A 26,910-nucleotide genomic window follows, 5' to 3' on the forward strand; every position below is an offset into this window, starting at 1 on the left:
AAGGATTTATATGGATAAGTGGATAATATTAAATAAACTTATTATTTTAGTTTATTCTTCCTTAAAATACATTACATTATATGAAAAAAGAGATGAATTAACAGTATTATTTTTATTGTTATACATCGCTATAAGTATGTTGCTATACATTAGCGAAAATAAAAACACAAAAATTGTTTTGGGAAATGTAATCAGCATATTTTTAATTGTATCTGGGGTCTATATAACCCCATTATTTCTATTTTTGTTACCAATAAATCTTTTTGAACTGATGTATAGAATTCCCGTTGATAATATATATTTAAATATATCTATCATTGCCACTACCATATTTATGGAAAAGGATAGTAGATTAGAGTATTTGTTTATATCTATAGCCACCTATTTATTATTTTCCTTGCTTATAAAAAGTAAGGATAGAATAGATGAATTGATGAAGGAAAACGATAATTTAAAATTGTCTTATGATAATATGCAAAGCAAAATTATTAAGGATGCAGAATATGAAAGTCAAATAATATATACTTCTAAACTAGAAGAAAGAAATAAAATTGCCCAGGAAATACATGACAAAATTGGTCATACACTTTCAGGTAGCATACTTCAACTTCAAGCTTCAAAAATGCTTATGGAAAAAGATAAAGAAAAGAGCATTACCCTTATGGACAATACAATCTCTGTACTAAGTGAAGGAATGGAAAGTATAAGAGTTACCCTAAGAAATATAAAACCTCCTTTTGAACAAGTTGGTATTAATAAAATCAAACTGTTATTGGAAGAATTTACATCTAACAGCAACATAAAACATACATTTATGTTTCAGGGTGAAGTTCAAAATGTAACTTACCGACAATGGAAGGTTATAGAGGAAAATATAAAAGAATGTTTAACAAACACAATAAAATATTCAAAAGGAAATAAGTTAACTGTAGATTTACAGGTTTTTAATAAAATAATTAGAACAGAAATTAAGGATAATGGAGTGGGAAGCTTTAATTTTAGAAAGGGAATGGGCTTAAAGGGCATTGAAGAGAGATGTGGAAGCATGGGAGGAAAAGTTATAGTAGATGGGTCAAGAGGCTTTTCTGTAGTAATTATACTTCCCGTTGAGAGCTGAATTTTGTTTATAGGGGGATTTTTATGGCTATTAGGGTTTTAATTGCAGATGATGATTCTTTAATAAGAGAAAGTTTGAAGATAATACTTACCATGTATGATGATATTCAAATTATTAGAGCCGTGGAAAATGGTCTAGAAGCTTTAGATACATGTATAAAAGAAGAGATAGATGTAGCGCTTTTAGATGTAAGAATGCCAGTTTTGAATGGAGTAGATGGAGTAAGAGAAATAGTTAAAAACACAAATACTAAATGCTTAATATTGACTACTTTTGACGAAGATGAATATATAGTTAATGGCATAAAGAATGGAGCTAAGGGGTATATACTTAAAAACAATTCTCCGGATAAAATAATAGATGCAATAAGAACTGTTTATAAAGGCAATACGGTTTTTCAAGATGTAGTCATGGATAAGGTTAAAGAATTAATAGATAATAAAAAAGAAATAAAACTTGATGAAAGAATTTTTACAACAAGAGAAGTAGAGATTATAGAAGCTGTAGCAGAGGGTTTATCTAATAAAGAAGTTGCTCAAAAACTATATATATCAGAAGGTACGGTTAAAAATTATATTACATCTATATTAGATAAAACTGGGTTAGAACATAGAACACAGATAGCTATTAGTTATTTAAAAGGTAATATTTAATAATATGACTTTTGTCATAAGAAAAAATGACTTTCCATACTAAAGGAGAAGTCATTTTTTTTATATAATTATATAAGGTAGATAAAGATGTGAGGAGATGAATTTATGAGTATAGTTGCTATAGAAAGTTTAACTAGAAAGTTTGGAAACTTTGTGGCATTAGATAATGTGAATTTTAAAATAGAAGAGGGAGAAATATATGGATTATTGGGGCCTAATGGTGCCGGGAAAAGCACTATAATAAATATAATATGTGGACTATTGAAACCTAATAATGGAAAAATAAAAATATTTAATAAGGATATTAGTGGTGAGAGGAAATTCATAAAGAGTAATATAGGGATAGTTCCTCAAGATATAGCAATATATGAAGATTTAACGGTATTTGAGAATGTGAAGTTTTTTGGTAGCCTTTATGGACTAAAAGGTAGTAGTTTAAAAGAAAATTCTTTGACCGCTTTAGAATTTGTGGAACTAGGAGATAAAACAAAAAAATTTCCCAGTGAACTATCGGGAGGAATGAAAAGGAGATTAAATATAGCCTGTGCCTTAGCTCATAAACCTAAACTTATAATAATGGATGAGCCGACAGTAGGCATAGATCCTCAATCAAGAAATCATATTCTTCAATCTGTAAAAAAATTGAACAGTCTTGGCTCTGCTATAATATATACAAGCCATTACATGGAAGAGGTAGAGGAGATATGTAGCAAAATAGCTATAATAGATCATGGAAAACTAATTGCAGAGGGAACTAAGGATGAGCTAAAGTCTCTTGTTTGGGATAAGCAAAGAATAATAATAACCATTGATTCTCTAAGTAGTATAAATGAAAAGGAAATTAGAAAAATTCCAGGGGTTAATGAAGTGGTGGTAAAAGATAATAAGGTAGAGATAAGTAGTAACAAGGATATAAATAATATGGAACAAATAATATTGTATTTTACAAAAAATAACCTATCCATACAAAATGTAGAGTCTAATAAGCCTAACTTAGAAACGGTATTCTTAACCCTTACAGGAAGAAAATTAAGGCATTAGGAGAGGAGATTATGAATTTATTTGCGATAGCCCTAAAAGAAATAAAACATAATTTAAGAGATAAACATTCCATGATTATGATGGTGATATATCCTATAGCTATTATATTGATACTAGGATATGCTTTATCAGGCTCCTTTAATAATTCAATTACTTTTAAGTATAATAAAGTGCTTTATAGCATAGAAGGTAAAAATAATAACTTTAATGAATTTTTAAAAACCATAAAAGATTTAGGCATTGAAAGTAAGCAAATACAATCTAAAGAGGAAGCGTTAAAAAAAATAGAGAATGGCTCTTACACATGTTATATAGAGGTAAATGAAGATAAGGGAGAGATAATCTTTTATAAAAATAGCGTATACAGTTTTAAGGGAGATTTAATAGAGACAATACTTCAAAGTTATGTGGAGAGGTATAATGCTATAAGAGAAATATCCTTAGAGAATCCTAAAAGCTTAGAGAAAATATTAAAGGATAATGATTTTAACTATGTACAAGAAAGTACTATGGAAAAGGGGAAAAAGCCTAGAGCTTTAGATTACTACGCAGTTACCATGTTAACTATGATAATAATGTATGGTTCTTTAGTAGGTTCATTTTCTATAGGAGGAGAGTATATTAGAAATACTTTTAATAGAATAATGTGTGCTCCAGTTAGTAAATATGAGATTTTAACTGGTAAGTTATTAGGTAGTGTAATAGCCACATTTTCACAAGGGTTAATTGTTATATTGTTTACAAAATATGTGTTTAAGACCTATTGGGGAGAAAACATGACTTTAATTTATATTTTAATATTTTCTCAAGTTATTATGTCTATTTCATTAGGAGTTGGAGTTGCATTTATGACAAATAAGGAGACTTTATCTAGTTCCTTATTAAATATGATAGTTCCTATAATGACATTTTTAGGAGGAGGATATATTCCACTTGAGAGCTATAATAATAGAGCACTTAATATCATATGTAAACTTTCTCCGTTAAAGTGGACAAACGATGGAATTTTTGATTATATATATTCTAATAATTATTCAACTGCTTATACTGCAATAATAATAAACTTATGTGTAGCTATATTATTTTTAACTATTTCATCATTAATATATAAAAAGAAGGTGATTTAATTGGATAATATTATAGTGTTATTTACTAATACCTTAAAAAATGTTTTTAGGAAAAAAAGTAGTATAATAATTTATTTTATAATACCCATGCTAAGTTTTGTAGCTTCTTTTTATATTTATAACAGTAGTGCTTCTACTAACTCTATGATAAATGTAGGTTTGATAAATAAAGACAATCAGGTATTAGCTAATGATATGATAGAGTACCTCAAATCTACTAAAAGATTTAAATTTATTACTGGTAGTGAAGATGAATTAAAGGATATGATAGGAGATAGAAAAATAGAATGCATTATGATTATTCCAGAGGATTTTACCAATAGTATATATGAAGAAAACTCTAATGGAATATACATGTATTCCATAAAAGGAGAACAGGCTACTGCCCTTATAAAGAATTACAGTAATATATATATTAAGAATTTGATGGATATAAGTAAAGCTTCAGAAGGGGACAGAAATAAATTTAATAAGCTTTATGATGGATATAAAGATGGGAGCCTTAAAATTAAAGAGGAAATATTAGAGGATAGTTCACTTAATATAGGGATAACCTATTCCGGTATTGGACTTCTAATAATGTTTATGATGTTCGCTACAGGAAATGTATCTAGATTAATGATAAAAGAGAGAAGAAATAGAACTTATTATAGAATATGCGCATCACCGATTAGCTCTAAAACCTATGTGTTATCCAATGTATTAGCAAATTTATTTGTGGTTTTTCTTCAAGTAATTATAATATTATTATTTATTAAAAAAGTAATAAAAGTAAATACTTATGTACCTGATAGTTTAATGATATTAATTTTAGTGAGCTTTGGACTGTCAGCCATAGGTATAGGTATGGTTGTCATGGCATTTGCCAAGTCCTCCACCCAAGGGAGTAATTTAACTACGCTAATAACTATTCCAACTTCTATGTTAGGCGGATGCTTTTGGGAGACATCTTTAATGCCTAAAACTTTACAGAGGGTAAGCAATTTCATTCCTCAAAAGTGGGCAATTGAGGCCATAAACAAACTACAGCATGGAGTAGATTTTAAAGAGGTCTTTATAAATATTATAATACTTTGGTCTTTTGCATTAGCTTTATTTCTTATAGCCATATATAAAATGAATGTAGACGATAAAGTTGAAAATTTTGTTTAATTAATATATTTAGTCATGCTATAATAGATGAAGTTAAGTATTATATAGAGTAGAATATGGAGGAATAGTATGAGACTTAGGAAAAAATGGTGGGCAAGGCCAGAGATGGAAGCTTCCGACTTAATAATAACTAACCCAAGAGATTATAAGGGTAAATGGAGAGAGGAATTTAAAAATGAAAATCCTATACATTTAGAATTAGGATGTGGAAAAGGTGGATTTATCTCAAAGTTAGGAGATAAATTTAAAGATACAAATTATGTTGCCGTAGATTTAAAGGATGAAATACTAGTATATGTTAAAAGACAAGTTGAAGAACTAGAATTGACTAATGTAAGAATTATACCTTTAAATATAATGTTCATAAGTGAAGTGTTTGAAGAAAATGAAGTAGAAAAGATTTATATAAACTTCTGCAATCCATGGCCTAAAGATAGACATAATAAAAGAAGACTTACCCATACTAATTTTTTAAATGAGTATAAAAAATTCTTGAAACCTGGTAGTGAAGTTTGGTTTAAAACCGATGATAGAGACCTTTTTGATGATTCACAAGAATATTTTAAAGAGGCAGGATTTAATTTAGAATATGTAACTTATGATTTACACAATTCAGGCTTTAAAGAAAATATAATGACAGAATATGAAGAGAAATTTTCCTCACAAGGAATGAAAATAATGTTTTTGATAGGAAAAGTTAAATAGTATTTTATCCACCTCCAAGGAAATAATATTATTAAAATGAAATTGGAGGTGCTTTTTATGTATTTTGATCATACATTTGGTCATACTATTGTAGGAGTAGTTAGAGGTGATGATGGAGTCATCACAGCATATAATTTAGATAGCGGAGAGACAGTATCTAAAGAGCAGGCAGTTTTTATGTCAAGACAAACTGCTATAAAGGGAGTGTCTCCTGAAGTAGCAAAACTAGGAAATGAATTTTTAAGAAGTTTACCTGATGATGATAAATATAATTATCTAAAAAATTTACCTGTGGTAGAAGAGTAAGAGTAATAGAAGACTGAAAAAAGACGGGCTGCTGATATAATTATCAGTAGCCTATAATTTTTTATTATTATATAATCTATATGTAAAGTTAAAAATGGGAGAGGATAAAATGTTTGATAAAAACTACAGAGCTTTAGATGAGGAAATATGGCAGGGAAGAATAGATAGTGAAACTAATTTTGATGCTTTTAGATGGCATCAGTGGATAGAATGTGTTGATTTAAATAGAGAGGATTTAACTCCTTTTACAGGGAAATTAGGTTTTGCTCTCATAGGTTTTTGTTGCGATGAAGGGGTTAAGAGAAACAAAGGAAGAGGGGGAGCTTCCAAAGGACCTGAAAGCATTAGAAAGGAATTAGCTAACTTACCTTGTTGCTTTAATGAAGAAGTGAAGATATTTGACATGGGAAATGTATATTGTGAAGATATAACATTAGAAGAGAGTCAAAGTCTACTTTCAAAATGTGTAGATAAAATTTTAGATTTAAATTTATTCCCAATAGTAATGGGAGGAGGACACGAAACCGCCTTTGGAAACTATAGTGGAATATTAAATAATATTAAGAAAATTGAGGATAAACCTAAAATTGGTATAATAAATTTTGATGCTCACTTCGACATAAGACCTTACCCAAATGGAGGCAATTCAGGTACTATGTTTAGGCAAATAGCAGATATATGTAAGGAGGAAAGCTTACCTTATTCATATTTTTGTGTTGGAGTTCAAAAGCACAGCAATACTGTAGAGCTTTTTAAGACAGCAGAAAGGCTAGGTGTTCAATATATTTTAGCTAAGGATGTTTTATATAGTGATAATTGGAATGTCATGGAAAAGTTAGGTGAGTTTATTAAGCATCAGGATTATATTTATGTAACCATATGTACCGATGTATTTTCTTCTGCTTTTGCACCAGGAGTGAGTGCTATTCAGCCATTAGGATTAAATCCAGAAAAAGCTTTAATATTTTTAAAATATATTTTAAGATATAATAAGGTAGTGAGTTTCGATATAGCAGAGGTTTCACCAAGGTTTGATTCAGATAATGTTACTGCGAACTTGGCTGCATCCATAATTTTTACTCTAATTAATACATTAAGCAGAATGAATGATTGTGATATTTACTAAAAGGAAGTGTAAAAATGAATAAGGTAGCACTAGTTACAGGTGGTTCTAGAGGCATAGGCAAAGGAATAGCAATAGAACTTGCAAAAGCAGGATATTCTGTAATAATTAATTATAGAAAGGATGAAGATTCCGCAAAAGAAACCTTAAATGCAGTTAAGAGTCTAGGGGGATACGGGGAGATTTATAAATGTGATGTAAGTTCTTATAAAGACTCTAAAAAAATGATTGAAGATATAATAAGGAAATTTGGTAAACTAGATATATTGGTTAATAATGCAGGAATCTCCAAGGTAGGACTTTTTATAGATTTTAAAGAAGAGGATTGGGATGACATTATAAATACAAATTTAAAAGGAGTATTTAATTGTTGTCGTAATTCCGTACCATATATGTTAGAAAAAAAAGAAGGAGTTATAATAAACATATCCTCCATGTGGGGAGAGGTTGGTGCTTCCTGTGAGGTTATTTACTCAGCATCAAAGGGAGGGATAAACTCCTTTACTAAGGCACTAGCTAAGGAGTTGGGACCTTCTAATATTAGGGTTAATGCTATTTCTCCAGGGGTAATTAATACTGAAATGAATTGTTGGTTATCTGAAGAAGATAGAAAGAGACTTGAAGAAGAAATTCCACTATGTAAATTTGGAGAGTGTGAGGATATAGGAAAAGCAGTAGTGTTTTTATGCAGTAATTCTTCAAAATATATAACTGGTCAAATAATAACCATAGATGGCGGTATGATATAAACATATTGAACCTTCTTACATATAATGTAATAATTATATGTTTTGGAGGTTTTTTATTATGGATAATAATAATAATTATTACTCACATAGTCAGCATAATTTTGAGAGAGGAAGAATGAGATTAAATGGACTAGGAGTTTTGAAAGTTGAGCCAGACATAGCTATTGTAACTCTAGGAGTAATAACAGAAGATAAGAGTTTAGAAAAAGCTCAAAGGGAGAATGCAATAAGGACTAACAAGGTTATAGAAGGATTAAAGAGTATGGGAATAAATGAGGAAGACATAAGTACATTAAGTTATAATATAGAACCTCAATATGATTTTATTGAAGGAAGACAGAAGTTTAGAGGATATAAAGTGTCAAATATTTTAAATGTTAAAGTAAGAGAAATTAATAGAGTAGGAGAAGTGGTGGATAGAGCAGTACAATCTGGAGCTAACACTATTAGTAATATAAAATTTACTGCAGAAAATATAGGCTCATATTACAATAAAGCATTGAAGTTAGCTATAAGAGATGTAGTATTAAAAGCTGTAGAGGTAAGCGATACATTAAAGGTGCGTCTAAACAAAACACCTGTGAGTATAGTTGAACAAAGTTTGGGAGAAGTTGGAGAATCCACTGCGGAACTAAAAGTTTATGCAGCATCAACTCCAATAATCCCGGGGGAAATAAATGTAGTGGCTAGAGTAGAGGCAATTTTTTGCTATTATTAAAGGCGTGTGATTCACGCCTTTCTCTTTATAAATCTCTATTTTTATATACACTCAAAGATAATAATAATGATATGAGCAATGTGGTTAAGGAGAACAGTAAAAATATAGTGAGGAATTTGGCTGGATTAGAGGCCATAATATTTAGTATATTTTTCATTATAGGATTATTTTTCTCAATTAATTTTTGTAAAAATCCAGGCAACATTAACCCTCCTATATATACGAAGAAAGGAAAAATCCTAACAACCGCATATCCAAACTTAAAATACAGTGGGAAGTATACTGAATAAGTTAATAGTATAATTGATATACAAATTAACATTATTGCATAATCTATAAATTCTACTGGTTGAGCAGTGAAAAAAACATTAAGCAAGAAAAAAGGAATTAAAAATATAGATATATTTATAATCATTATTAATAACGAAGACAAATATTTTGAAATAACTATATCATCCCTATTTATAGGGAGACTTACTATGACTAAAGAAGATTTATTTTTTTCCTCATATCCTACTATATATTGAACTGAAAGATAAACGGTTATTATAATGCCAAGAGTGTAAAGTGGTAATATATTACTTGTTCCAGCAAAAATACCTACAATAATCATAATAAGAGAGTAGGGAATAGTTACAAAACTAATCTTTCTTTGAAGAAGTATATCTTTAATTATTAAATTCAACATAAAATCACCCTTTTATAATATATTTAATCTAGTTCTTTATTAACATAGATTTTTATACAAAAATACATAGATAGAAAGTAAATTAATAACGCAATAATTAAAAGTATATAGGTGTTATTAGAAAGAGTTTGTAAAAGACTAGAAAATATATTTATAGTTTCTTTATCGGAAATATTGGATAAAATATTTGCTATTGTAAAGAAGGTAAAGTAAGTTATAAAGGTTATTACTCTACTTTTAGTAAAACCAAATTTTGAATATACAGGAAACATAAAGGAAGCTAACAATAATGATGTTATAAAAACATTGACTATATCCTTTAAGGTGAAAAAATGTATAGTTAAAGGTAAGTTCAAGAATTTTGCAGCAAACATAAATAATGTCATTATGCTTAAGGCAATTATATTGTAAATTATTACTGAAATATATTTAGAGATTATCAGTTCTCTTCTTGTAATAGGAAGACTATTCAATACAATATGACTTTTATTTCTTTCATCGTAAGCGTAACATCCTGTAATGAAAAAGAAAACCATGGTTACTGTTACTAAGCCTAAAACCGTTCCACTAGGCATGCTTTTAAAAGAATATGTGCATATAAGCAAGTATATTAATATAGCAATTAAGCTTCTTTTTTGTACCAATATATCTTTAACAATTAAATTAAACATTTTAACACCTCTTTTTATTTATTGGCAGTATAAACCATGATGTCTTCTAATGAAGCTTTATCAAAAACTACATTTTCGTTAGTAAATAATTTTCGTGTTTTACTTACGTTATTAGTTAAGGCCTCAAAACCAAATGAAGTTTTTCTAACCTTTATAAATTCTTTTTCTAACTCCCTATCTATAAATTCTTTTGGGCCTTTAACTACAGCATAACTTTCCATTATTTCATCTTTAGGTTTTGAAAAAACTATTTCTCCTTTGTTAATGAAAGTTATATAATCTGCTATTTTTTCAAGATCTGTAGTTATATGGGTTGAGAAAAACACGCTTTTATTCTCATCTTGTATTAAGGCATATAGTATGTCTAAAATTTCTTGTCTAAAAACAGGGTCTAGTCCTGAAGTAGGCTCATCCATAATTATTAAATCTGCATTATGGGATAGAGCTATGGCTAAAGAAAATTTCATTTTCATACCTTTTGAAAGAGCTTTAATTTTCTTTTTAGGGTCTAAATCAAAATCTTTAATGTAGTTATTATAAGTATTATCATCCCAATATTTATAAAAGGGAGATATTATTCTTTTTATCTCATTTATAGTTAAGTCTTCATAATAATAGTTTTCATCGTAAACAAAGCCTATTTTTTCCTTAATTTCTTTTTCATATTTTAAGTTGTCTTTACCAAATATTTTGATTTCTCCAGCATCTTTCTTTATAAGATTCATTATGAGCTTTATAGTTGTACTTTTTCCAGCACCATTTGGTCCTATAAATCCCATAATATATCCTCTTTCTAGATTAAAACTTATATCTTTCAATGCAAAATTTTTATATTCTTTTCTTAAATTATTAATTTCAAGTATATTGTTCATAATAAAATACCCCCTAATTAATCATATAAAATTTTTAAAGTTTCTATAATTTCGTTTAGGCTAAGACCTATCAATTTACTTTCCTCTACCACCTCTGAGAGTTTTTCTTCTATAATCCTCATTCGTTTTTCTTTAAGCAGCTCTTTATTTTGACCTGCAACAAAGGAACCTTTTCCAGGGACAGTTTGTATAAAGCCTTCCTTCTCTAGCTCCTCATAAGCTCTTTTAGTAGTTATAACGCTTATTCTCAATCCTTGAGCTAAATTTCTTATGGAAGGAAGGTTATCACCTTCTTTTAACTCACCTGTCAATATTAAGGATTTTATTTGAGTTGTTATTTGCTCATATATTGGCTCCCCGGAGGAATTGGATATTATTATATTCATAGTTACACTCCTTTACTACGAACTGTTCATAACGTATATACTGTATATGTCGTATATATACAGTATATACAAGAGAAATTTAATTGTCAACAAAAAAATTATAATCATTGGCATATTAATTGCTATTAAATATTATTGAAAGAAAAATAGTAATTAGGAGGTATTGTTATGATTGGAAAAACAATAGGGGAAATTAATATTGGAGATAAGGCTTCTTTCAGTAAGACCTTAAGTGAAGCTGATGTTTATCTATTTGCAGGAATATCAGGGGATTTAAATCCAGCTCATGTAAATCAAGTAGAGGCTGAAAAGACTATGTTTAAGGGAAGGATATGCCATGGAATGCTGGTATCAAGTTTAATTTCAACGGTTTTAGGTATGTATTTGCCAGGTCCAGGTACAATTTATATGAGTCAAGAATTAAGATTTTTAGCTCCTGTCAAAATAGGTGACACTTGTACAGCTACGGCTGAAGTTATAGAGAAGAATGAAGAGAAAAATAGAGTAATATTGAAGACTACAGTTGTTAATCAACATGGAAAAGTTGTTATTGATGGACAAGCAAAAGCTTTGGCACCAGTAAGATAAGCATAAAGTTACAAAAGGCGTGTATTTTTTACATGCCTTTTGTAACTTTGTAGTGAAATACTGTCACATATTAGTTACAATATTTTTCGAAGATATAAACTATTATGATGTACAAAGGAGAGAAATTTTATGATTGATAATCTGTTAGAAAATTTACTGGATAATATGGATGTAGGAATGATTGTAGTTAATAATTTAGGAGAAATCTCTATGTTTAATGAAAAAAGTAAAACTATTTTCAATCTAGATATGAGTAAGAATAAATATTTAAAAGAAATAATACCTTCTTTAAATATAGAAGATATACATGGAATAGAGGAATATATAACAAAAAAGCACAAGGATAAAATAATAATTGATAACAAAGTATTGAATATACATAGCATTCCTATAAAAAAAGCAGATATTAAAAGTGGGTATATGCTATTAATATATGACATAACGGAATTGGCAGAATTAAATAATGAGATTAATAAGGAAAGAAGTACCATTAGAATTCTTAATTATACTTTAGAGATGGCATATGACGGTATAATTGTCATAGATAAAGATGGAATTGTGACCATGATAAACAAATCATATACAGAATTTTTAGAAATTGACCAAGATTGGGCTATTGGGAGACATGTAACGGAGGTTATAGAAAACACTCGTATGCATATAGTAGCTAAAACTAGAATTCAAGAGACGGCCCAGCTTCAAAAGATAAAAGGAAGATATATGATTGCAACAAGAATTCCCGTGATAGAAAATGGCGAATTAGTGGCTGTTATCGGGAAAATTCTATTTAAGAATGTTAAAGAACTCGATTTACTATACAATAAAATAAGGAATATTGAAGATGAATACAAAAAATACAAAGGAGAATTCGAGCATAGCAATAGTGCTTCATATTGTTTTGATAATCTTATAGGAAATAGTAAATCTTTTACACAGGCAAAAAAATTAGCTAAGAAGTCAGCACAAACAGATTCTAATGTGCTTTTAAGAGGAGAAAGTGGTACTGGAAAGGAGCTCTTTGCTCATGCTATACATAGGGCTAGCGAAAGAGCCTATGCTAATTTTGTGAAAGTAAATTGTGCAGCCATTCCAATTGATCTGTTAGAAGCAGAACTTTTTGGATATGAAGGAGGATCTTTTACTGGTGCTAGAAAAGAGGGGAAAATGGGAAAGTTTGAATTGGCTAATGAGGGAAGTATATTCCTTGATGAAATAGGGGATATGCCACTTCACATGCAAGCAAAATTGTTAAGAGTATTACAGGAAAAGGAAGTAGAAAGGGTTGGATCTACAAGAACTAAGAAAATAGATGTAAGGATAATTGCAGCAACAAATAGAAACTTAGAAGAAATGATAAAGGAAGGTACTTTTAGAGAAGATTTATATTATAGATTAAATGTAGTTACAATAAATATACCACCATTAAGAGAGAGGCCCGAAGATGTTGAGATATTATCGAATTATTTAACAGAGAAAGTATCCACAAAACTGAATAAGAAAATTAAAGGATTATCTAAGGATGCTGTACATTGTCTTATGAACTACAAGTGGGAGGGTGGAGTGAGGCAATTAGAAAATGTAATAGAAAGAGCAATAAATCTTGTTGGATATGAAAAGTTAATCGAACCGAATCACCTTCCTAAAGAGATAACGGAAAGTAAATACGAATTTGAAAATATTAGCTTAAATGACATTGTAAATGAAGCTGAAAAAGATGCAATATTGAAGGCTTTAATTGCTTGTAATTGGAATAAATCCATGGTAGCTAAAAAGTTAAACATAAGCAGAACTTCCTTATACGAAAAAATTGAAAAACACAGAATTTTAATATAATTCAATAAAATTGTACGGATATCAGTACAATGAAAATGTCGAAAAAAAGTGTAGTGTAAGGAAAACACTACACTTTTTTTGAGTGAAATGCATGGAGTGTAAGGAAAAACTAACAATAATCTTAAGTAAATTCTGAATATTACATAGATTTAAGGGAAAAATTGCTATTTACTTAACAATCTTTGTGATTTTATAGAGAAAGTTTATAATTTTATCAATGGCACGCTTATTGCTAATAATATGTTTATAGAAATTTTGTAGGGGAGGGAATAAATTATGATTTCGAAAGTTATGACTGTGGAACAAGCTATAAACATGATTAAAGATGAAGATACTGTAGCAATTGGCGGCTTTGTTGGTTCATTGCACCCGGAAGAATTAAGCTGTGCTATAGAAAAAAAATTCTTAGAGGAAGGATATCCAAGGGATTTAACTTTAGTGTATGCAGCAGGACAAGGTGATTCAAAAGATAGAGGGCTTAATCATTTTGGCCATGAAGGACTGGTTAAAAAAGTAATAGGAGGTCACTGGGCACTTGTACCTAAACTTCAAAAATTGGCAAATGAAAATAAAATGGAAGCTTACAACTTACCCCAAGGAGTTATTGCTCATTTATTCAGGGATATAGCAGCAGGAAAAATAGGGACAATCACTCATGTTGGATTAAAAACCTTTGTAGATCCAAGAATAGAGGGTGGTAAATTAAATGAAATGACCAAGGAAGATATAGTAAAATTAGTAAATATTGAAGGACATGAAAGATTACTATATAAGGCATTTCCAATTAATGTAGCCTTATTAAAAGGAACTTATGCAGATGAAAAAGGAAATATTAGTATGGAAAAAGAGGCAGTTGTATTAGAATGTGTATCTATAGCACAAGCAGCTAAAAATTCAGGAGGTATAGTAATTGTTCAGGTTGAGAAAGTTGTGCAAAATGGCACACTAGATCCAAAGCTAGTTAAGATTCCAGGTATATATGTAGATGCTGTAGTGATAGGAAAGGAAGAAAATAATTTTATGACTTTTTCAGAGAAATATAATCCTTCTTACTCTGGAGAAATAAAATTGCCATTAGATAATATTCCACCACTACCATTAGATGAAAGAAAGATAATATCAAGGCGTGCTGCCATGGAACTTAGTAAAAACTCAATAGTTAATTTAGGCATAGGAATACCAGAGGGAGTATCCATTGTGGCAAATGAGGAAGGTATAGGGGAAACTTTAACCCTTACTGTGGAAGCAGGTCCAGTTGGAGGAGTGCCAGCAGGAGGATTAAGTTTTGGAGCCTCAACAAATGTAGAAGCTATATTAGATCAAGCTAATCAATTTGATTTCTATGATGGAGGAGGAGTGGATTCAGCCTTTTTAGGATTGGCTCAGTGTGATAAAGATGGAAATATAAATGTAAGTAAATTTGGACCTAAGATACCGGGCTGTGGAGGATTTATAAATATTTCTCAAAATTCAAAGAAGATGGTATTCTGTGGTACCTTTACAGCAGGTGGATTGAAAATAAAAATTCAAGATAAAAAATTAACAATTGAAAATGAAGGTAAGGCAAAAAAATTCGTTGAACATGTAGAACAGATTTCTTTTAGTGGAGAATATGCACGAGAAACTGGACAATCTGTATTGTATATAACTGAAAGAGCAGTATTCAGGTTAGAAGAAGATGGATTAACTTTAATTGAAGTTGCTCCAGGTATAGACTTAGAAAAAGATATACTGAATCAAATGAACTTTAAACCGATTATATCAAAGAATTTGAAATTAATGGATGAAAGAATATTTATAGACGAGCCTATGGGATTAAAGTAGAAACCTTAAAATAATAAAAGAAAGGTGAGATATTATGTTTGGAGTTATAGGGATTATTTTATCATTAATATTACTCATGTATTTGGCTTATAAGGGAATAACAGTATTAATTCTTGCACCAGTATTAGCATTATTTGCAGCTTTAATGAGCAGCATTGGTGGACAAGGTGTTCCTTTAATGGCTACCTTTACAGAAGTGTTTATGAAATCACTGGCGGGATATGTTAAATCATACTTCCCTATATTCTTACTAGGAGCTATCTTTGGTAAGGTAATGGATGATTCAGGAGCAGCTAAAGCTATTTCTCACACTATAGCTAAAAAATTAGGAAAAGATAAGGCTATTATTGCAGTAGTTCTTTCCTGTGCCATATTGACATATGGTGGAGTTTCATTATTTGTTGTTGCTTTTGCAGTTTACCCAATAGCTGTTGCATTATTTAGGGAAGCTAATATTCCAAAGAGGTTGATTCCGGGTTCAATTGCATTAGGTGCTTTTACATTTACAATGACAGCATTACCAGGAACACCTCAAATACAAAATGCAATACCAATGCCTTTTTTCGGAACAAATGGATATGCAGCCCCTATACTAGGTATTGCAGCAGGTATAGTTATGGGAGGCGGAGGATTGGCTTGGTTAACTTATAGAGCTAAAAAGGCCGCAGCTGCAGGTGAAGGTTATGGAAATCATGAAAAAGATAAAATTATCGAATTTGATGAAAGTCAATTACCATCATTTATTGCTGCAATGACTCCAATATTATTGGTGCTTGTTATTAACTTTATCTTATCAAGATATGTATTTATTGCAGGAAAGTATAATGGAGAATATTTAACTCAGGCTCCATACAATACAAGTTTGTCAAGTGTATCAGGTACATGGAGCTTAATTATTGCATTAATAATATCAATAATTGTAGCTATAGTTATTAATTACAAAAGATTTAAAGAAGTTAAAAAATGTGTTAATGATGGGGCTATAGGATCACTTTTGGCAATACTTAATACTGCATCAGAGGTTGGTTACGGAAATGTAATTCAAACTTTAGCAGCATTTGAAATTGTTAAAATGGCTATCCTTGGGATATCAAGCAATCCAATCATTTCTGAAGCTCTTTCTGTTAATATATTGGCAGGTATAACAGGATCAGCATCAGGGGGAATGAGTATTGCATTAGGAACCCTAGGAAAAACCTACTATGATATTGCATTGCAGCAAGGAATAAATCCTCAGGTTCTTCACAGAATAGCAACTCTTGCTTGTGGTGGTCTTGACACATTACCTCATAATGGAGCAGTTATTACATTGCTAGGAATATGTGGTTTAACACATAAAGAATCCTATTTAGATATTGGAATGGTTTCAGTTATAATCCCTATAGCTGGTACTATTATAGCAATCATATTAGCAATAATGGGGGTGGTATAAGAAAATTAAATTTAACCAGTATACTTAAAATTAAAAAAATATATTAACTCGCTCGCTCAATGTAGTTAAATATATTTTGGCTAACTCATTAAAAATTTTCTAAACACATAGAAAAGTAACTAGGTTACTCCAGCAACCTAGTTACTTTTTCATAATATATAAAGAGAGTTAAATAAAGCCTTTAATGGTTTCAGCTCTTTTATGTGCCTTCTCTGTTACTTCCTTTGGATAACCAATATACTCTAAAAGTCTTATTGCATTTCTTGTTTGAGAAACCCCAGTTTTAAGTTTATAATCAAAGCTTAATCCATTCTTATTGTCAACATCTTCGCTGAAATAATAGAATTCATAAGTATCCTTTAAGATATCTACTAACTCTCTATCATGAGTAGCCACAATAGGAATAGTTTTTCCTTTATTTAAGTAGGATAATATTTCTGCTGACATGGCAATTCTTTCTACAGGGTTGGTTCCTCTAAATATTTCATCTATAGGACAAAATACAGGCAATTCTTTTTTTAGAGCATTAATTATTCTCAGTATTCCTTCGGCTTCAGCCATATAGTAGCTCTTTCCTTTTGATAAATCATCATTAGGACTAATTGAGGATACTATATTAAAAAATGAAGCTTCATAATCCTTGGCTAATGCAAAATAGAAAGTTTGTGATAGTAGTATATTTATTCCTATCATTCTCAAAAAAGTAGATTTACCAGACATATTTGTACCAGTAAGTACTATACCTTTGTCCTTAATAAAGATGGAATTTGCCACTGGATTATCTAAAAGTGGATGGATTCCTTCTTTAATATTTAATGAAACCTCATTAGTAAAGGTTGGTTTCACATAGTAATGTTTTAAATTGTGTTGATAACCAGCTATAGATAGCATGGCTTCTAGTTCACCTGCAGTATAAAATATATTCATTAAATAGTTCTTTTTTTCCTTTAAAACTCCAGATACTTTATAATAAGCACATTCTTCTATGAGAAATACTGGAGAAATAGCTTCAAAAAATCCTCCCCAAAAATCAATAATCCCTATTAAAAATAAGCTTATATCAATATTTTTAACATGTTTAAGATCATCTTTTATTTTATCTGTATACTCTTTCAAATCAGGATCTTTTATGTTAGATATTTTATTAGCGGATCTTATAATGTCTTTTAAATATACTATACCACGAGATTTAATAGTACCTCTTTCCCTAGAATTTATGAACATATTTAAACCACTAGTAGCAAATATCATTATGGCATATTTCTCACCAAAAAATATAATTAGAAGAACGGCTATTATAGGAAGTATTTTGCCCAATAGGGTATATAAATAATATTTAAATTTGTTTACTACAAGCTCACTTTCTATCATATCTAAAAAAGCATTCTTTGTATCATTACTCAATTCAAAGAATATGCATAAGAGCTTTTCTCTTAAGTTTGCATCACTTTTAAATAATTCAATGAGCTTATCTCTATCTTTTAATTTTTCTTCATCTTTTAATGGATTTCTTAGCATATGGTATAGAACAGATTCACCCAATGTACTATAGGTTCTATCTAACTTTTTATAAACACTATCCATATCCATGTCATTCCAAGTTTCGTCATCAATGGTATATTCCTCTTTTTTACTCATATCAAAAAATTTCTTCGAATTCTTAATTTTTATATCTTTATCAACATCTTCTTCATATTGTCTTCTTATAATGCTTAAAGCCATATGTTTGTTCAATAGTATGCCCCTTTCAAAGTGGAAATTTTAAATTATTAATATTATATATCTTCTTATAATAACTTATATATTATGATATTTAAAGTTTTCTTATGAATATATTATAACTCTTTTAAAAGTGCATGTGAAATTTAAATGTCCATTATCTAAATATCTAACTAAAATTGTTTTCATATTTATAAATTTCTACGAAACAACTTGGAATTCTAAAAGGGGAGCTAAGTACATAATGACGTCACTTCAAAAAAAGGCGTTCCTACCATTATATACTTAGCTCTTTTATATTTTACAGATGTATTTTCAAATTTGTATTATGGAAGATTAGTTTCTCAAATATTTATCTTTACAATTTTATTGTATAAAACTTGAAAAATGCTATGTAATGTGCCCTATGCATATGAGCAAAACTTAGAAATTCTTAATTTATTTTAGAAAGATACCGTTAAGATGCTGTACATGTTTGATCGAAGAGAGTTTGTCAGCATTAGGGAGCTTTATGAAATAAATTTTAGAAGTTCTTATTGAAGCGAATCAGCATAAGAAACATTGCATAGCATTTTTTATTTGTTGCACCATATATTAGTTTCTAATACATACCTCAGTTCCTTTATGTTTTTCAAATATATTTTCAGATATAAATTTCTAGAGAGATAATTTAGTTTCACAAATAAAGAGCTAAGCAACATTTACACTTTAATCTTTCATAGGTATATCTTATAATTACATATATATGTTATATGATATTACCATATATGTAATTACAAGGTAAAAGGGGGATAATATGATTAATAATTCGTCCTATGCGGAGAAAATACTTGAGTGCTTATTAGATAATTTGGATGAGGGGATTCACATTGTAGATTCTAGTGGGAGAACTATATATTACAATAAAAGCATGGGAAAAGTGGAGGGGATAGATCCTAGTGAAGTATTTGGGAAAAAAGTTAATGAGTATTTGGAAAACGTAGAAGAAAATTCATCTACTCTTATAAAGGCTTTAAAAACTGGGGAGAGAATTCAAGATTTAATACAACATTATAGTAATGAGAATAATAAGAAGGTTATAACCATAAATACTACCGTTCCGGTAGTTGTAGAAGGAGAGAATGTAGCGGCTATTGAAATTGCTAAAGATATGACTCAACTTAGAGAACTAACAGAATGTATATATAAATTACAGAAAACTAATGAACCAACAAAAAAACATTATACTTTTAGTGATATATATGGTAAAGGTGAAGAGATGAAAGAAGTTATAAAAAAAGCCAAAAGAGCAAGTATATCTAATTCACCTATTTTGATTTATGCAGAAACTGGTTGTGGAAAAGAAGTTTTTGCCCAGAGTATTCATTATGATGGATTAAGAAGAGATAAACCATTTATACCAATAAACTGTGCCGCTATTCCAGCTACTTTACTTGAAGGCATGTTGTTTGGCACAGAAAAAGGAAGCTTTACTGGAGCAGAAAATAAAAAAGGATTATTTGAAGAAGCAAATAGAGGTACTATTTTATTAGATGAAGTTAATTCCATGGAACCTTATTTACAGTCTAAGCTTTTAAGGGTGCTTCAAGATGGCTGTATAAGACCTATAGGTAGTAATAAAACAATAGAGGTAGATGTAAGAATAATAGCTACAATAAACGAAGAGCCTAAAAAGCTTATAGAAAGTGGAAAGCTTAGAAAAGATTTTTATTATAGATTGAGTGTTATAAGTATAAACATACCTCCATTAAGAGAAAGAAAAGAAGACGCACCTATGCTTATAAAAAAATTTATTCAACAATATAATAAAATTTTACATAAAAATATAGAAAAAATAGATGACAAAGCTATGGAAGCACTATTGGAATATAATTGGCCGGGAAATATAAGAGAACTTAGAAATGTAATTGAAGCAGCTATGAATATGGTAAACTATGATGCAATTTTAAGTGAAAAACATTTTGAATCTATAATAGTAAATAGTTTTTTTAATAAAAATAACGTAGATATTGATAATTTAAACATTGATAAAGATTTTAGCTTAGAAAAGTATATTGGAGATACAGAGATTAAAATAATAAAAAAAGCTTTAAAAGAGAATGATTATAATATTACTAAAGCTTCTAAGAAATTAAATATTTCAAGACAAAATTTACAGTATAAAATAAAAAAATATAATATAAATTAATATCTGCAAAATGTTCAGAAAAATTAGATAAGTGCAAAAATGTTTTACATATGCAGCAAAATATTTTGCACTTATGATACATTTGGTAATTTATGGGATTGATTAGAATAAATGAAATAAAAATTTAAAATTGATGCAAATTTTTTTGCTTTAAAAAACCATGTATAGGGCTGTAACCGCCTAAATACGTGGTTTTCTTTATTGGCACGTCAATTGCTATAGAAGTAAATAAGTGAAAAATCATTTGAAAAATATTAAATTATGGTAGGTGAAATTTTATGATAGAAAAGGGTACATGGGTTGAAATTGAAGAGATTGTGTTAAGACCAGAGGAGAGGGCAGAAAACATACCTAAGGAAACAAGAAATACATCATTAAAATGTTGGATAAGAGGAAACTGCTTAAATGACTGTGAGATAGGTGAGGAAGTTGAAGTTGAAACCATTGTAGGAAGAGTGGTTAAAGGAAAAATTGTAGAAGTGGAACCAGGATATTATCATTCCTTTGGAAGATATGTAAAGGAAGTAGAGTATATAGGTAAGCAAGCAAGAAAACTTATAGAACAGCAGTAATAAAGTTTGTTTATAGTTAAGGGGGGAATAGGCTGTGAATAAATATGATGAGCTTATGGCAAGAAAGAATGAAATAATGCTAAAATCTGTCGGCTTAGATTATGATAAATATGAAAATGGAAAACTTTCATTTGATTATGAAAAGCTTATGAAGGATGTAGGATATTCTTTAGAGGAAATTGAAAACATTCAAAAAGAGGCAGGAGTAGGAAATACTCCATTATTGGAATTAAGAAATATTACAAAGCTTGCAAGAAAAGTATCTAAAACTGGTAAAGCAGCTAGGATATTTGTAAAAGATGAAAGTTGTAATCCATCAGGAAGTTTTAAAGATAGAAGAGCTAGTGTTTCTGTATATGATGCCATGAAGAGAGGATATAAAGGAGTAGCAGCAGCAACTTCAGGCAATTACGGAGCAGCGGTTGCATCTCAAGCTAATATAAGAGGACTTAGATGCATAATAGCTAACGAATGTTATGACTCAAGTAAAATAGGACAACCAGAAATATTAGAAAAAGGTAGAAAGTGTGAAGGATATGGTTCAGAAGTTTTAAGGCTTACTGTAGGACCAGAACTATTCTATACATTTTTAAAAATACTTGAAGATACAGGATATTATAATGCTTCATTATATTCAACCTATGGAGTGGCTGGTATAGAGACCTTAGGAAGTGAAATTATTAATGAATGTAGAGAAAGGCTAGGAAAAGATCCTTCGGCTGTAATAGTAACTCATGCAGGTGGAGGAAATGCCACAGGGACTGCAAGAGGAATTATAAAAGCAGGAGCAAAGGATGTAAAAATTGTAGGTGCATCTGTAGATCTCTCAGGGTTACATATGGCATCTGACATAGACTTTAATAAGAAATCCTTTACAACAGGTCATACTGGTTTTGGAATCCCATTTATGACTAATCCAGATAGATCTGATGTTCCAAGAAGTGCGGCAAGGCCTTTAAGATATTTAGATAGATATGTAACTATAAGTCAAGGAGAAGTATTTTGGATGACAGAACTTGTGGCACAGATAGAGGGGCTTGAAAGAGGACCTGCTGGGAATACATCTTTAGCAGCAGCCTTTGTTATTGCTCAAGAATATGATGATGATGAAATAATAGTGGTTCAGGAAACTGAGTATACAGGAGCAGGTAAACATTTAATACCTCAGCTTAATTTCGCAAAAGAAAATGGAATAGAAGTTTTTGTAGGAAATCCAAAGAATCAAATACCAGGTAAGAATATAATATTACCTTCTAATCCTAAACTAGTATCTGTAAAAGAAATGGATATGAGTGCTTTAAGAAACTCTTATGTTAAAAATGTTTTGAAAAAAGTGGATGATAATAAAATTTATAAGATTGACTTTGACTTTTTATTAGATGAAACAAAGATGAGTAGAGAAGAGCTTATGGAAATATTAAATGAAAATAATATTGAAATAGAGTAGGGGTGAATTTTATGAAAAGACAAGATGATTACGAAAATAGAAGACAGCATTTAAAAGATTTAACAGATGAACAGCTATATGAAAGATTTTGGAGCCTTACTGAACAAATTGTAAAACCATTAGTAGATTTATCATATACACATACATCTCCAGCTATTGAGCGTTCAGTACTTTTAAGAATGGGATTTTCAAGTCTTGAAGCTAAGCCTATAGTGGACTATGGCACTAAATGGAATCTTCTTGGAAAAGGTATAGGAAATGTAGTTTTAACTTATGGGAAATTAAAAAATAAAGATTATTTAGAGGCGGGAAAAGAATTAGCTAGTGGAATAGGTTGGGATTTAATTGTGGAAAACATGAAAGGCGGTGATAAATAATGGCTGAAAAGTTATATGCTAATAAAAAAATAGATGTGGAAGAAATATTAAAGGATTTAGATATATATGAACCAAAATGGAGAGGATGGCATTGGAGAGAAGCTTATCCAGAAGGAGAAATGGGGGAATTTACTTATAAAGAAATATCACAGCCATTAAAAAATAGCCAACCATTACCAGCAGCTAGAAGTTTTAATAATATAGATCCTCAACCATTGCCAGTTATCACTACAGAAATAGCTTCAGGAAGATTTGAAGATGATTTGAGAAGAATGAGAATGGCTGCCTGGCATGGTGCAGATCATTTGATGGTTATAAGAACAGCTGGACAAAGTCACTTTGATGGATTGATAGAAGGAACACCAGAAGGGGTAGGAGGAGTTCCTATTACTAGAAAACAGGTAAGAGCTACAAGAAAAGCTATAGATTTAATAGAAGAGGAAGTAGGAAGAAAAATTAATTTCCATTCCTATGTTTCGGGTGTTGCAGGACCGGATATAGCCGTTATGTTTGCGGAAGAAGGAGTAAATGGAGCGCACCAAGATCCTCAGTACAATATACTTTATAGAAATGTAAATATGTTTAGATCTTTTGTGGATGCTGCTGTGGCTAAAGGCATAATGGCTTCAGTAGATATGTTACAAATAGATGGAGCACATAATGCTAATGCAACAGCTATGAAAGGTTATAATGTAATGCCAGAGCTTATGGTTCAACATGCTATAAACTCTAAATTCTCAGAGATGGTAGGTATGAAACCAGAAAATATTGCACTATCTACGGTACCACCTACATCTGCCCCAGCTCCTTGTATGAGATATGATTTACCTTATGCAGTTGTTTTAAGACAGCTATTTGATAGATATAAAATGAGAGCTCAAATGAACACTAAGTATATAGAATCCTGTGAAAGGGAAGCTACGGTTGGACATACATTAAATTTATTAATATCAGAACTAACCTCCGCTCATATTCAAAGTACTATAACTCCAGATGAAGGCAAAAACGTTCCATGGCACTATAACAATATACATGCTATAAATACAGCTAAACAGGCATTTGTAAGTATGGACGGATTAATGGATATGGTAGAGCTAAAGAAAACAGGATATTTACCAGAAAAGGTAAGAGAAATAAAGGAAAGAGCTATTTTGTTCCTAGAGGAAATGATTGAAGCTGGTGGATACTTTAAAGCAGTAGACCAAGGATTTTTCGTAGATTCAGGTTTATATCCAGAAAGGAATGGAGACGGAATTGCAAGAAAGATGGACGGCGGAGATGCTGTGGACACTATAGTAAAAAGAGAAGAAGATTATTTTGCTCCAGTTTGTGGACATTTTGGATATAACAATGTAGCAAAGGAATATAAAAAGTCATGTGATGCTATAAATGAATGTACATTATGTAATCATTCAAAAATCAAGTATATAGATGAACTTGATGAGAATGACAATGTATTTAATAGAATGGAAAAAGTTAAGGAAGATGGTACAGTAGTGCCAGAAGTTCAGTGGAGTAAGGATGGATATTTGAAGGTTACTCTATTCTTACCGGAAAATGAACAGATAAGTGAAGCAGCTGCATTGGAAATAGGAAAGAGAATGAATCTAAAAGATGTAGAGATTATTCATAAGCAGGTATTACAAATGTCTGAAGGAACTTTAGTTGAAATTAAGGGAGTTTGTGATTTTACTCCTGTAATACGTGATGAATTGGTTCTACCAAAGAGAAGAAAAGTTTTACCTGATGATATAATGAGAGATTATGTAAAGAAAAATCCAATAAAAGTTGTTGCCGCAACAGTAGGAGAAGATGAGCATTCTGTTGGATTAAGAGAAGTTATTGATATTAAGCATGGAGGCGTTGAAAAATTTGGTGTTGAAGCAGTATATCTTGGAACTTCATGTCCAGTAGAAAAGCTTGTAGATGCAGCTATAGAGTCAAAAGCTCAGGCAATATTATGTAGTACTATAATTACTCACAATGATGTACACACAAAGAATATGCAAAAGTTAAATGATTTGTGTATAGAAAAAGGGGTAAGAGATAAGTTAATACTTGCATCTGGTGGAACTCAAGTAACAGACGAAATAGCAAGAGCAAATGGAATGGATGTTGGTTTTGGAAGAGGTTCTAACGGTACAGATGTTGCATCATTCATAATTAAAAAACTCATGGGAGTTAACACAGAGGAAGATGAATAAAGCTATGTAGGTGATGTACAATTAAGAATTGTATAAACAGGGGGATTTTATGAAAGTTGATTATTTAGTAGCAGAGATAGGGAGTACTACCACATTGGTAACAGCTTTTAATGTGAAGATTAAGAAAGACAAAAGCATATTTGTGGAAGCTGCTTTTCAAGGAAAGAGTTGTACTACAGTACTAGATGGAGATGTAACTATAGGACTTAAAAATGCTGTTAAAGACATTGAAAATCAAGTAGGTGAGCCAATCACTTGGGGTAAGATGCTTGCAACTAGTAGTGCAGCAGGAGGACTTAAAATAACAGTTCATGGACTTATGGAGAGAATGACTGTTAAAGCTGCAAAAGAAGCTGCATTAGGTGCTGGTGGCATAATAAAAATGGTTACATCAGGAAAGATGAGAAAAAGTGATATAAAGATGATACATGAAATAAATCCCAACATGATAATGATTGCAGGGGGAACGGATTATGGAGAAAGAGAAACGTCCCTTTATAATGCAGAGATTATAAGTAAGGAAAAATTTAACGTACCCATAGTATATTGTGGAAACATTGAAAATAGAGAAGAAATAAAAGATATATTTAAGGATCAGGAATTATATATTATTGACAATGTTTATCCAAGTATAGATGAATTAAATGTAGAACCAGCTAGGAAGGTAATACAAGAAGCTTTTGAAAGAAATATTGTAAAAGCTCCAGGAATGAATAAAATAAAGGAAATGGTAGACGGAAGCATAATTCCTACTCCTGGAGCTGTTATGGAAAGTGCAAAAATTCTTTATGATATGATAGGAGATTTAGTAGTTCTAGATGTAGGGGGAGCTACCACAGACGTACATTCTGTTACAGAGGGCAGCGCGGTAGTTTTAGATATGCTTGTAAATCCTGAACCAAAGGCAAAAAGAACCGTAGAAGGAGATATTGGAGTATTTATAAACAGTAAAAATATTATAGACATATTGAATATTAGAGATTTAGGAAATTTTAAAAAGGAATATATAAGTAGTCATATAAAAGCAATACCTACAGAAGGTGATGAAATAAATGCTAGTAGTATATTAACTAAAAAAGCTTTAGATGTTGCAATAAATAGACATGTAGGAACTATAAAGAGAAAATATGGTGGGGAAAGTGGATTTATAGCCTATGGAAAAGATTTATCACAAGTTAAATATATAATAGGCACTGGTGGAGCACTGACTAGATTACCAGTAGGCAAAGAAGCTCTTTTAAATATAAGATACATGAGAGATGATGTTACAATGCTCCCAAGAAAAGGCGCTGAAGCGCTTTTAGATAAAGATTATATTATGGCCTGCGCAGGAGTCTTAAGTAGGGAGAATAAAGAAGCTGCTGAGGCATTACTAAGACAGAGTTTGATGATAACTAAAGACATGGAAGAATTATAGT

The 26,910-nt window shown here is 30.4% G+C and carries 25 protein-coding genes; 20 read left to right on the plus strand and 5 right to left on the minus strand.

From position 1 onward, the window contains the following. Positions 1-10 precede the first annotated feature (10 nt). From KQI86_RS15055 to KQI86_RS15100, 10 genes are all read left to right on the plus strand, one after another. Positions 11-1,117 carry a sensor histidine kinase gene (locus KQI86_RS15055; RefSeq protein ID WP_216440165.1) on the plus strand — a complete coding sequence of 369 codons (1,107 nt, stop codon included), beginning with the start codon at positions 11-13 and terminating at the stop codon, positions 1,115-1,117. A gap of 23 nt (positions 1,118-1,140) precedes the next feature. Next, positions 1,141-1,770 (plus strand): response regulator transcription factor, encoded by a 630-nt coding sequence (locus KQI86_RS15060; RefSeq protein ID WP_216440166.1) that lies wholly within the window; start codon positions 1,141-1,143, stop codon positions 1,768-1,770. A 105-nt stretch (positions 1,771-1,875) separates the two neighbouring features. Continuing rightward, positions 1,876-2,811, plus strand: a complete 936-nt coding sequence (locus KQI86_RS15065; RefSeq protein ID WP_216440167.1) for an ABC transporter ATP-binding protein — start codon at positions 1,876-1,878, stop codon at positions 2,809-2,811. A gap of 11 nt (positions 2,812-2,822) precedes the next feature. Next, on the plus strand, positions 2,823-3,938 hold the full coding sequence (gene sagH / locus KQI86_RS15070; protein WP_216440168.1) for a SagH family ABC transporter permease subunit: 1,116 nt from the start codon (positions 2,823-2,825) through the stop codon (positions 3,936-3,938). Between the two features lie 15 nt (positions 3,939-3,953). Beyond that, positions 3,954-5,090, plus strand: a complete 1,137-nt coding sequence (locus tag KQI86_RS15075) for an ABC transporter permease (protein ID WP_343216185.1) — start codon at positions 3,954-3,956, stop codon at positions 5,088-5,090. Between the two features lie 69 nt (positions 5,091-5,159). Continuing rightward, positions 5,160-5,795 (plus strand): tRNA (guanosine(46)-N7)-methyltransferase TrmB, encoded by a 636-nt coding sequence (trmB, locus tag KQI86_RS15080; RefSeq protein ID WP_216440170.1) that lies wholly within the window; start codon positions 5,160-5,162, stop codon positions 5,793-5,795. Between the two features lie 57 nt (positions 5,796-5,852). Then, positions 5,853-6,101: a DUF3892 domain-containing protein gene (locus KQI86_RS15085; protein WP_216440171.1), complete on the plus strand. Its 249-nt coding sequence runs from the start codon at positions 5,853-5,855 to the stop codon at positions 6,099-6,101. A 109-nt stretch (positions 6,102-6,210) separates the two neighbouring features. Then, entirely contained in the window at positions 6,211-7,227 is a 1,017-nt protein-coding gene (gene hutG, locus KQI86_RS15090; RefSeq protein WP_216440172.1) for a formimidoylglutamase, read from the plus strand. Positions 7,228-7,241: 14 nt separating this feature from the next. Continuing rightward, complete coding sequence (gene ymfI, locus KQI86_RS15095; protein WP_216440173.1) at positions 7,242-7,973, plus strand: elongation factor P 5-aminopentanone reductase; 732 nt, start codon at positions 7,242-7,244, stop codon at positions 7,971-7,973. A 58-nt stretch (positions 7,974-8,031) separates the two neighbouring features. After that, positions 8,032-8,691: an SIMPL domain-containing protein gene (locus KQI86_RS15100; protein WP_216440174.1), complete on the plus strand. Its 660-nt coding sequence runs from the start codon at positions 8,032-8,034 to the stop codon at positions 8,689-8,691. A 25-nt stretch (positions 8,692-8,716) separates the two neighbouring features. Here the strand turns inward: KQI86_RS15100 and KQI86_RS15105 are convergent, their stop codons facing one another. Genes KQI86_RS15105 through KQI86_RS15120 form a run of 4 tightly spaced genes read right to left on the minus strand, consistent with a single transcriptional unit; the run spans position 8,717 to position 11,308 of the window. Then, complete coding sequence (locus KQI86_RS15105) at positions 8,717-9,379, minus strand: ABC-2 transporter permease (protein WP_216440175.1); 663 nt, start codon at positions 9,377-9,379, stop codon at positions 8,717-8,719. A gap of 23 nt (positions 9,380-9,402) precedes the next feature. Then, positions 9,403-10,050, minus strand: a complete 648-nt coding sequence (locus KQI86_RS15110; protein ID WP_216440176.1) for an ABC-2 transporter permease — start codon at positions 10,048-10,050, stop codon at positions 9,403-9,405. 14 nt (positions 10,051-10,064) lie between these two features. Beyond that, positions 10,065-10,922 carry an ABC transporter ATP-binding protein gene (locus tag KQI86_RS15115; protein WP_216440177.1) on the minus strand — a complete coding sequence of 286 codons (858 nt, stop codon included), beginning with the start codon at positions 10,920-10,922 and terminating at the stop codon, positions 10,065-10,067. A 17-nt stretch (positions 10,923-10,939) separates the two neighbouring features. After that, on the minus strand, positions 10,940-11,308 hold the full coding sequence (locus KQI86_RS15120; RefSeq protein WP_216440178.1) for a GntR family transcriptional regulator: 369 nt from the start codon (positions 11,306-11,308) through the stop codon (positions 10,940-10,942). Between the two features lie 168 nt (positions 11,309-11,476). On the opposite strand from KQI86_RS15120, the gene KQI86_RS15125 reads away from it, so the two are divergent. The 4 genes from KQI86_RS15125 (at position 11,477) to KQI86_RS15140 (ending at position 16,985) form a co-directional block, all read left to right on the plus strand. Then, the gene (locus tag KQI86_RS15125) at positions 11,477-11,896 is read left to right on the plus strand and encodes a MaoC family dehydratase (RefSeq protein ID WP_216440179.1); all 420 of its coding nucleotides are present in this window, start codon (positions 11,477-11,479) and stop codon (positions 11,894-11,896) included. 129 nt (positions 11,897-12,025) lie between these two features. Then, positions 12,026-13,729 (plus strand): sigma 54-interacting transcriptional regulator, encoded by a 1,704-nt coding sequence (locus KQI86_RS15130; RefSeq protein ID WP_216440180.1) that lies wholly within the window; start codon positions 12,026-12,028, stop codon positions 13,727-13,729. Between the two features lie 276 nt (positions 13,730-14,005). Continuing rightward, on the plus strand, positions 14,006-15,553 hold the full coding sequence (locus tag KQI86_RS15135) for an acyl CoA:acetate/3-ketoacid CoA transferase (protein WP_216440181.1): 1,548 nt from the start codon (positions 14,006-14,008) through the stop codon (positions 15,551-15,553). A 34-nt stretch (positions 15,554-15,587) separates the two neighbouring features. Beyond that, the gene (locus KQI86_RS15140; protein ID WP_216440182.1) at positions 15,588-16,985 is read left to right on the plus strand and encodes a GntP family permease; all 1,398 of its coding nucleotides are present in this window, start codon (positions 15,588-15,590) and stop codon (positions 16,983-16,985) included. Positions 16,986-17,153: 168 nt separating this feature from the next. Here the strand turns inward: KQI86_RS15140 and KQI86_RS15145 are convergent, their stop codons facing one another. Continuing rightward, positions 17,154-18,719, minus strand: a complete 1,566-nt coding sequence (locus KQI86_RS15145) for a MutS-related protein (RefSeq protein WP_216440183.1) — start codon at positions 18,717-18,719, stop codon at positions 17,154-17,156. Between the two features lie 781 nt (positions 18,720-19,500). Between KQI86_RS15145 and KQI86_RS15150 the strand changes: the two genes are divergently transcribed. The 6 genes from KQI86_RS15150 (at position 19,501) to KQI86_RS15175 (ending at position 26,909) form a co-directional block, all read left to right on the plus strand. Continuing rightward, positions 19,501-20,892, plus strand: a complete 1,392-nt coding sequence (locus tag KQI86_RS15150; protein ID WP_216440184.1) for a sigma-54 interaction domain-containing protein — start codon at positions 19,501-19,503, stop codon at positions 20,890-20,892. A gap of 278 nt (positions 20,893-21,170) precedes the next feature. Further along, positions 21,171-21,464 carry a 2-amino-4-oxopentanoate thiolase subunit OrtA gene (gene ortA / locus KQI86_RS15155; protein ID WP_216440185.1) on the plus strand — a complete coding sequence of 98 codons (294 nt, stop codon included), beginning with the start codon at positions 21,171-21,173 and terminating at the stop codon, positions 21,462-21,464. Between the two features lie 34 nt (positions 21,465-21,498). After that, positions 21,499-22,911, plus strand: coding sequence for a 2-amino-4-oxopentanoate thiolase subunit OrtB (gene ortB, locus KQI86_RS15160; protein WP_343216178.1), 1,413 nt, complete (start codon positions 21,499-21,501; stop codon positions 22,909-22,911). An 11-nt stretch (positions 22,912-22,922) separates the two neighbouring features. Beyond that, positions 22,923-23,288, plus strand: coding sequence for an ornithine aminomutase subunit alpha (locus KQI86_RS15165; RefSeq protein WP_216440186.1), 366 nt, complete (start codon positions 22,923-22,925; stop codon positions 23,286-23,288). After that, positions 23,288-25,492: a D-ornithine 4,5-aminomutase subunit OraE gene (oraE, locus tag KQI86_RS15170; RefSeq protein WP_216440187.1), complete on the plus strand. Its 2,205-nt coding sequence runs from the start codon at positions 23,288-23,290 to the stop codon at positions 25,490-25,492. Before KQI86_RS15165 ends, oraE begins: the two co-directional genes overlap by 1 nt. A 49-nt stretch (positions 25,493-25,541) precedes the next feature. After that, positions 25,542-26,909: a GlmL-related ornithine degradation protein gene (locus tag KQI86_RS15175; RefSeq protein ID WP_216440188.1), complete on the plus strand. Its 1,368-nt coding sequence runs from the start codon at positions 25,542-25,544 to the stop codon at positions 26,907-26,909. Position 26,910 lies beyond the last annotated feature (1 nt).

Source organism: Clostridium mobile (assembly GCF_018918285.1).
Classification (GTDB): Bacteria; Bacillota; Clostridia; order Clostridiales; family Clostridiaceae; genus Clostridium_AW; species Clostridium_AW mobile.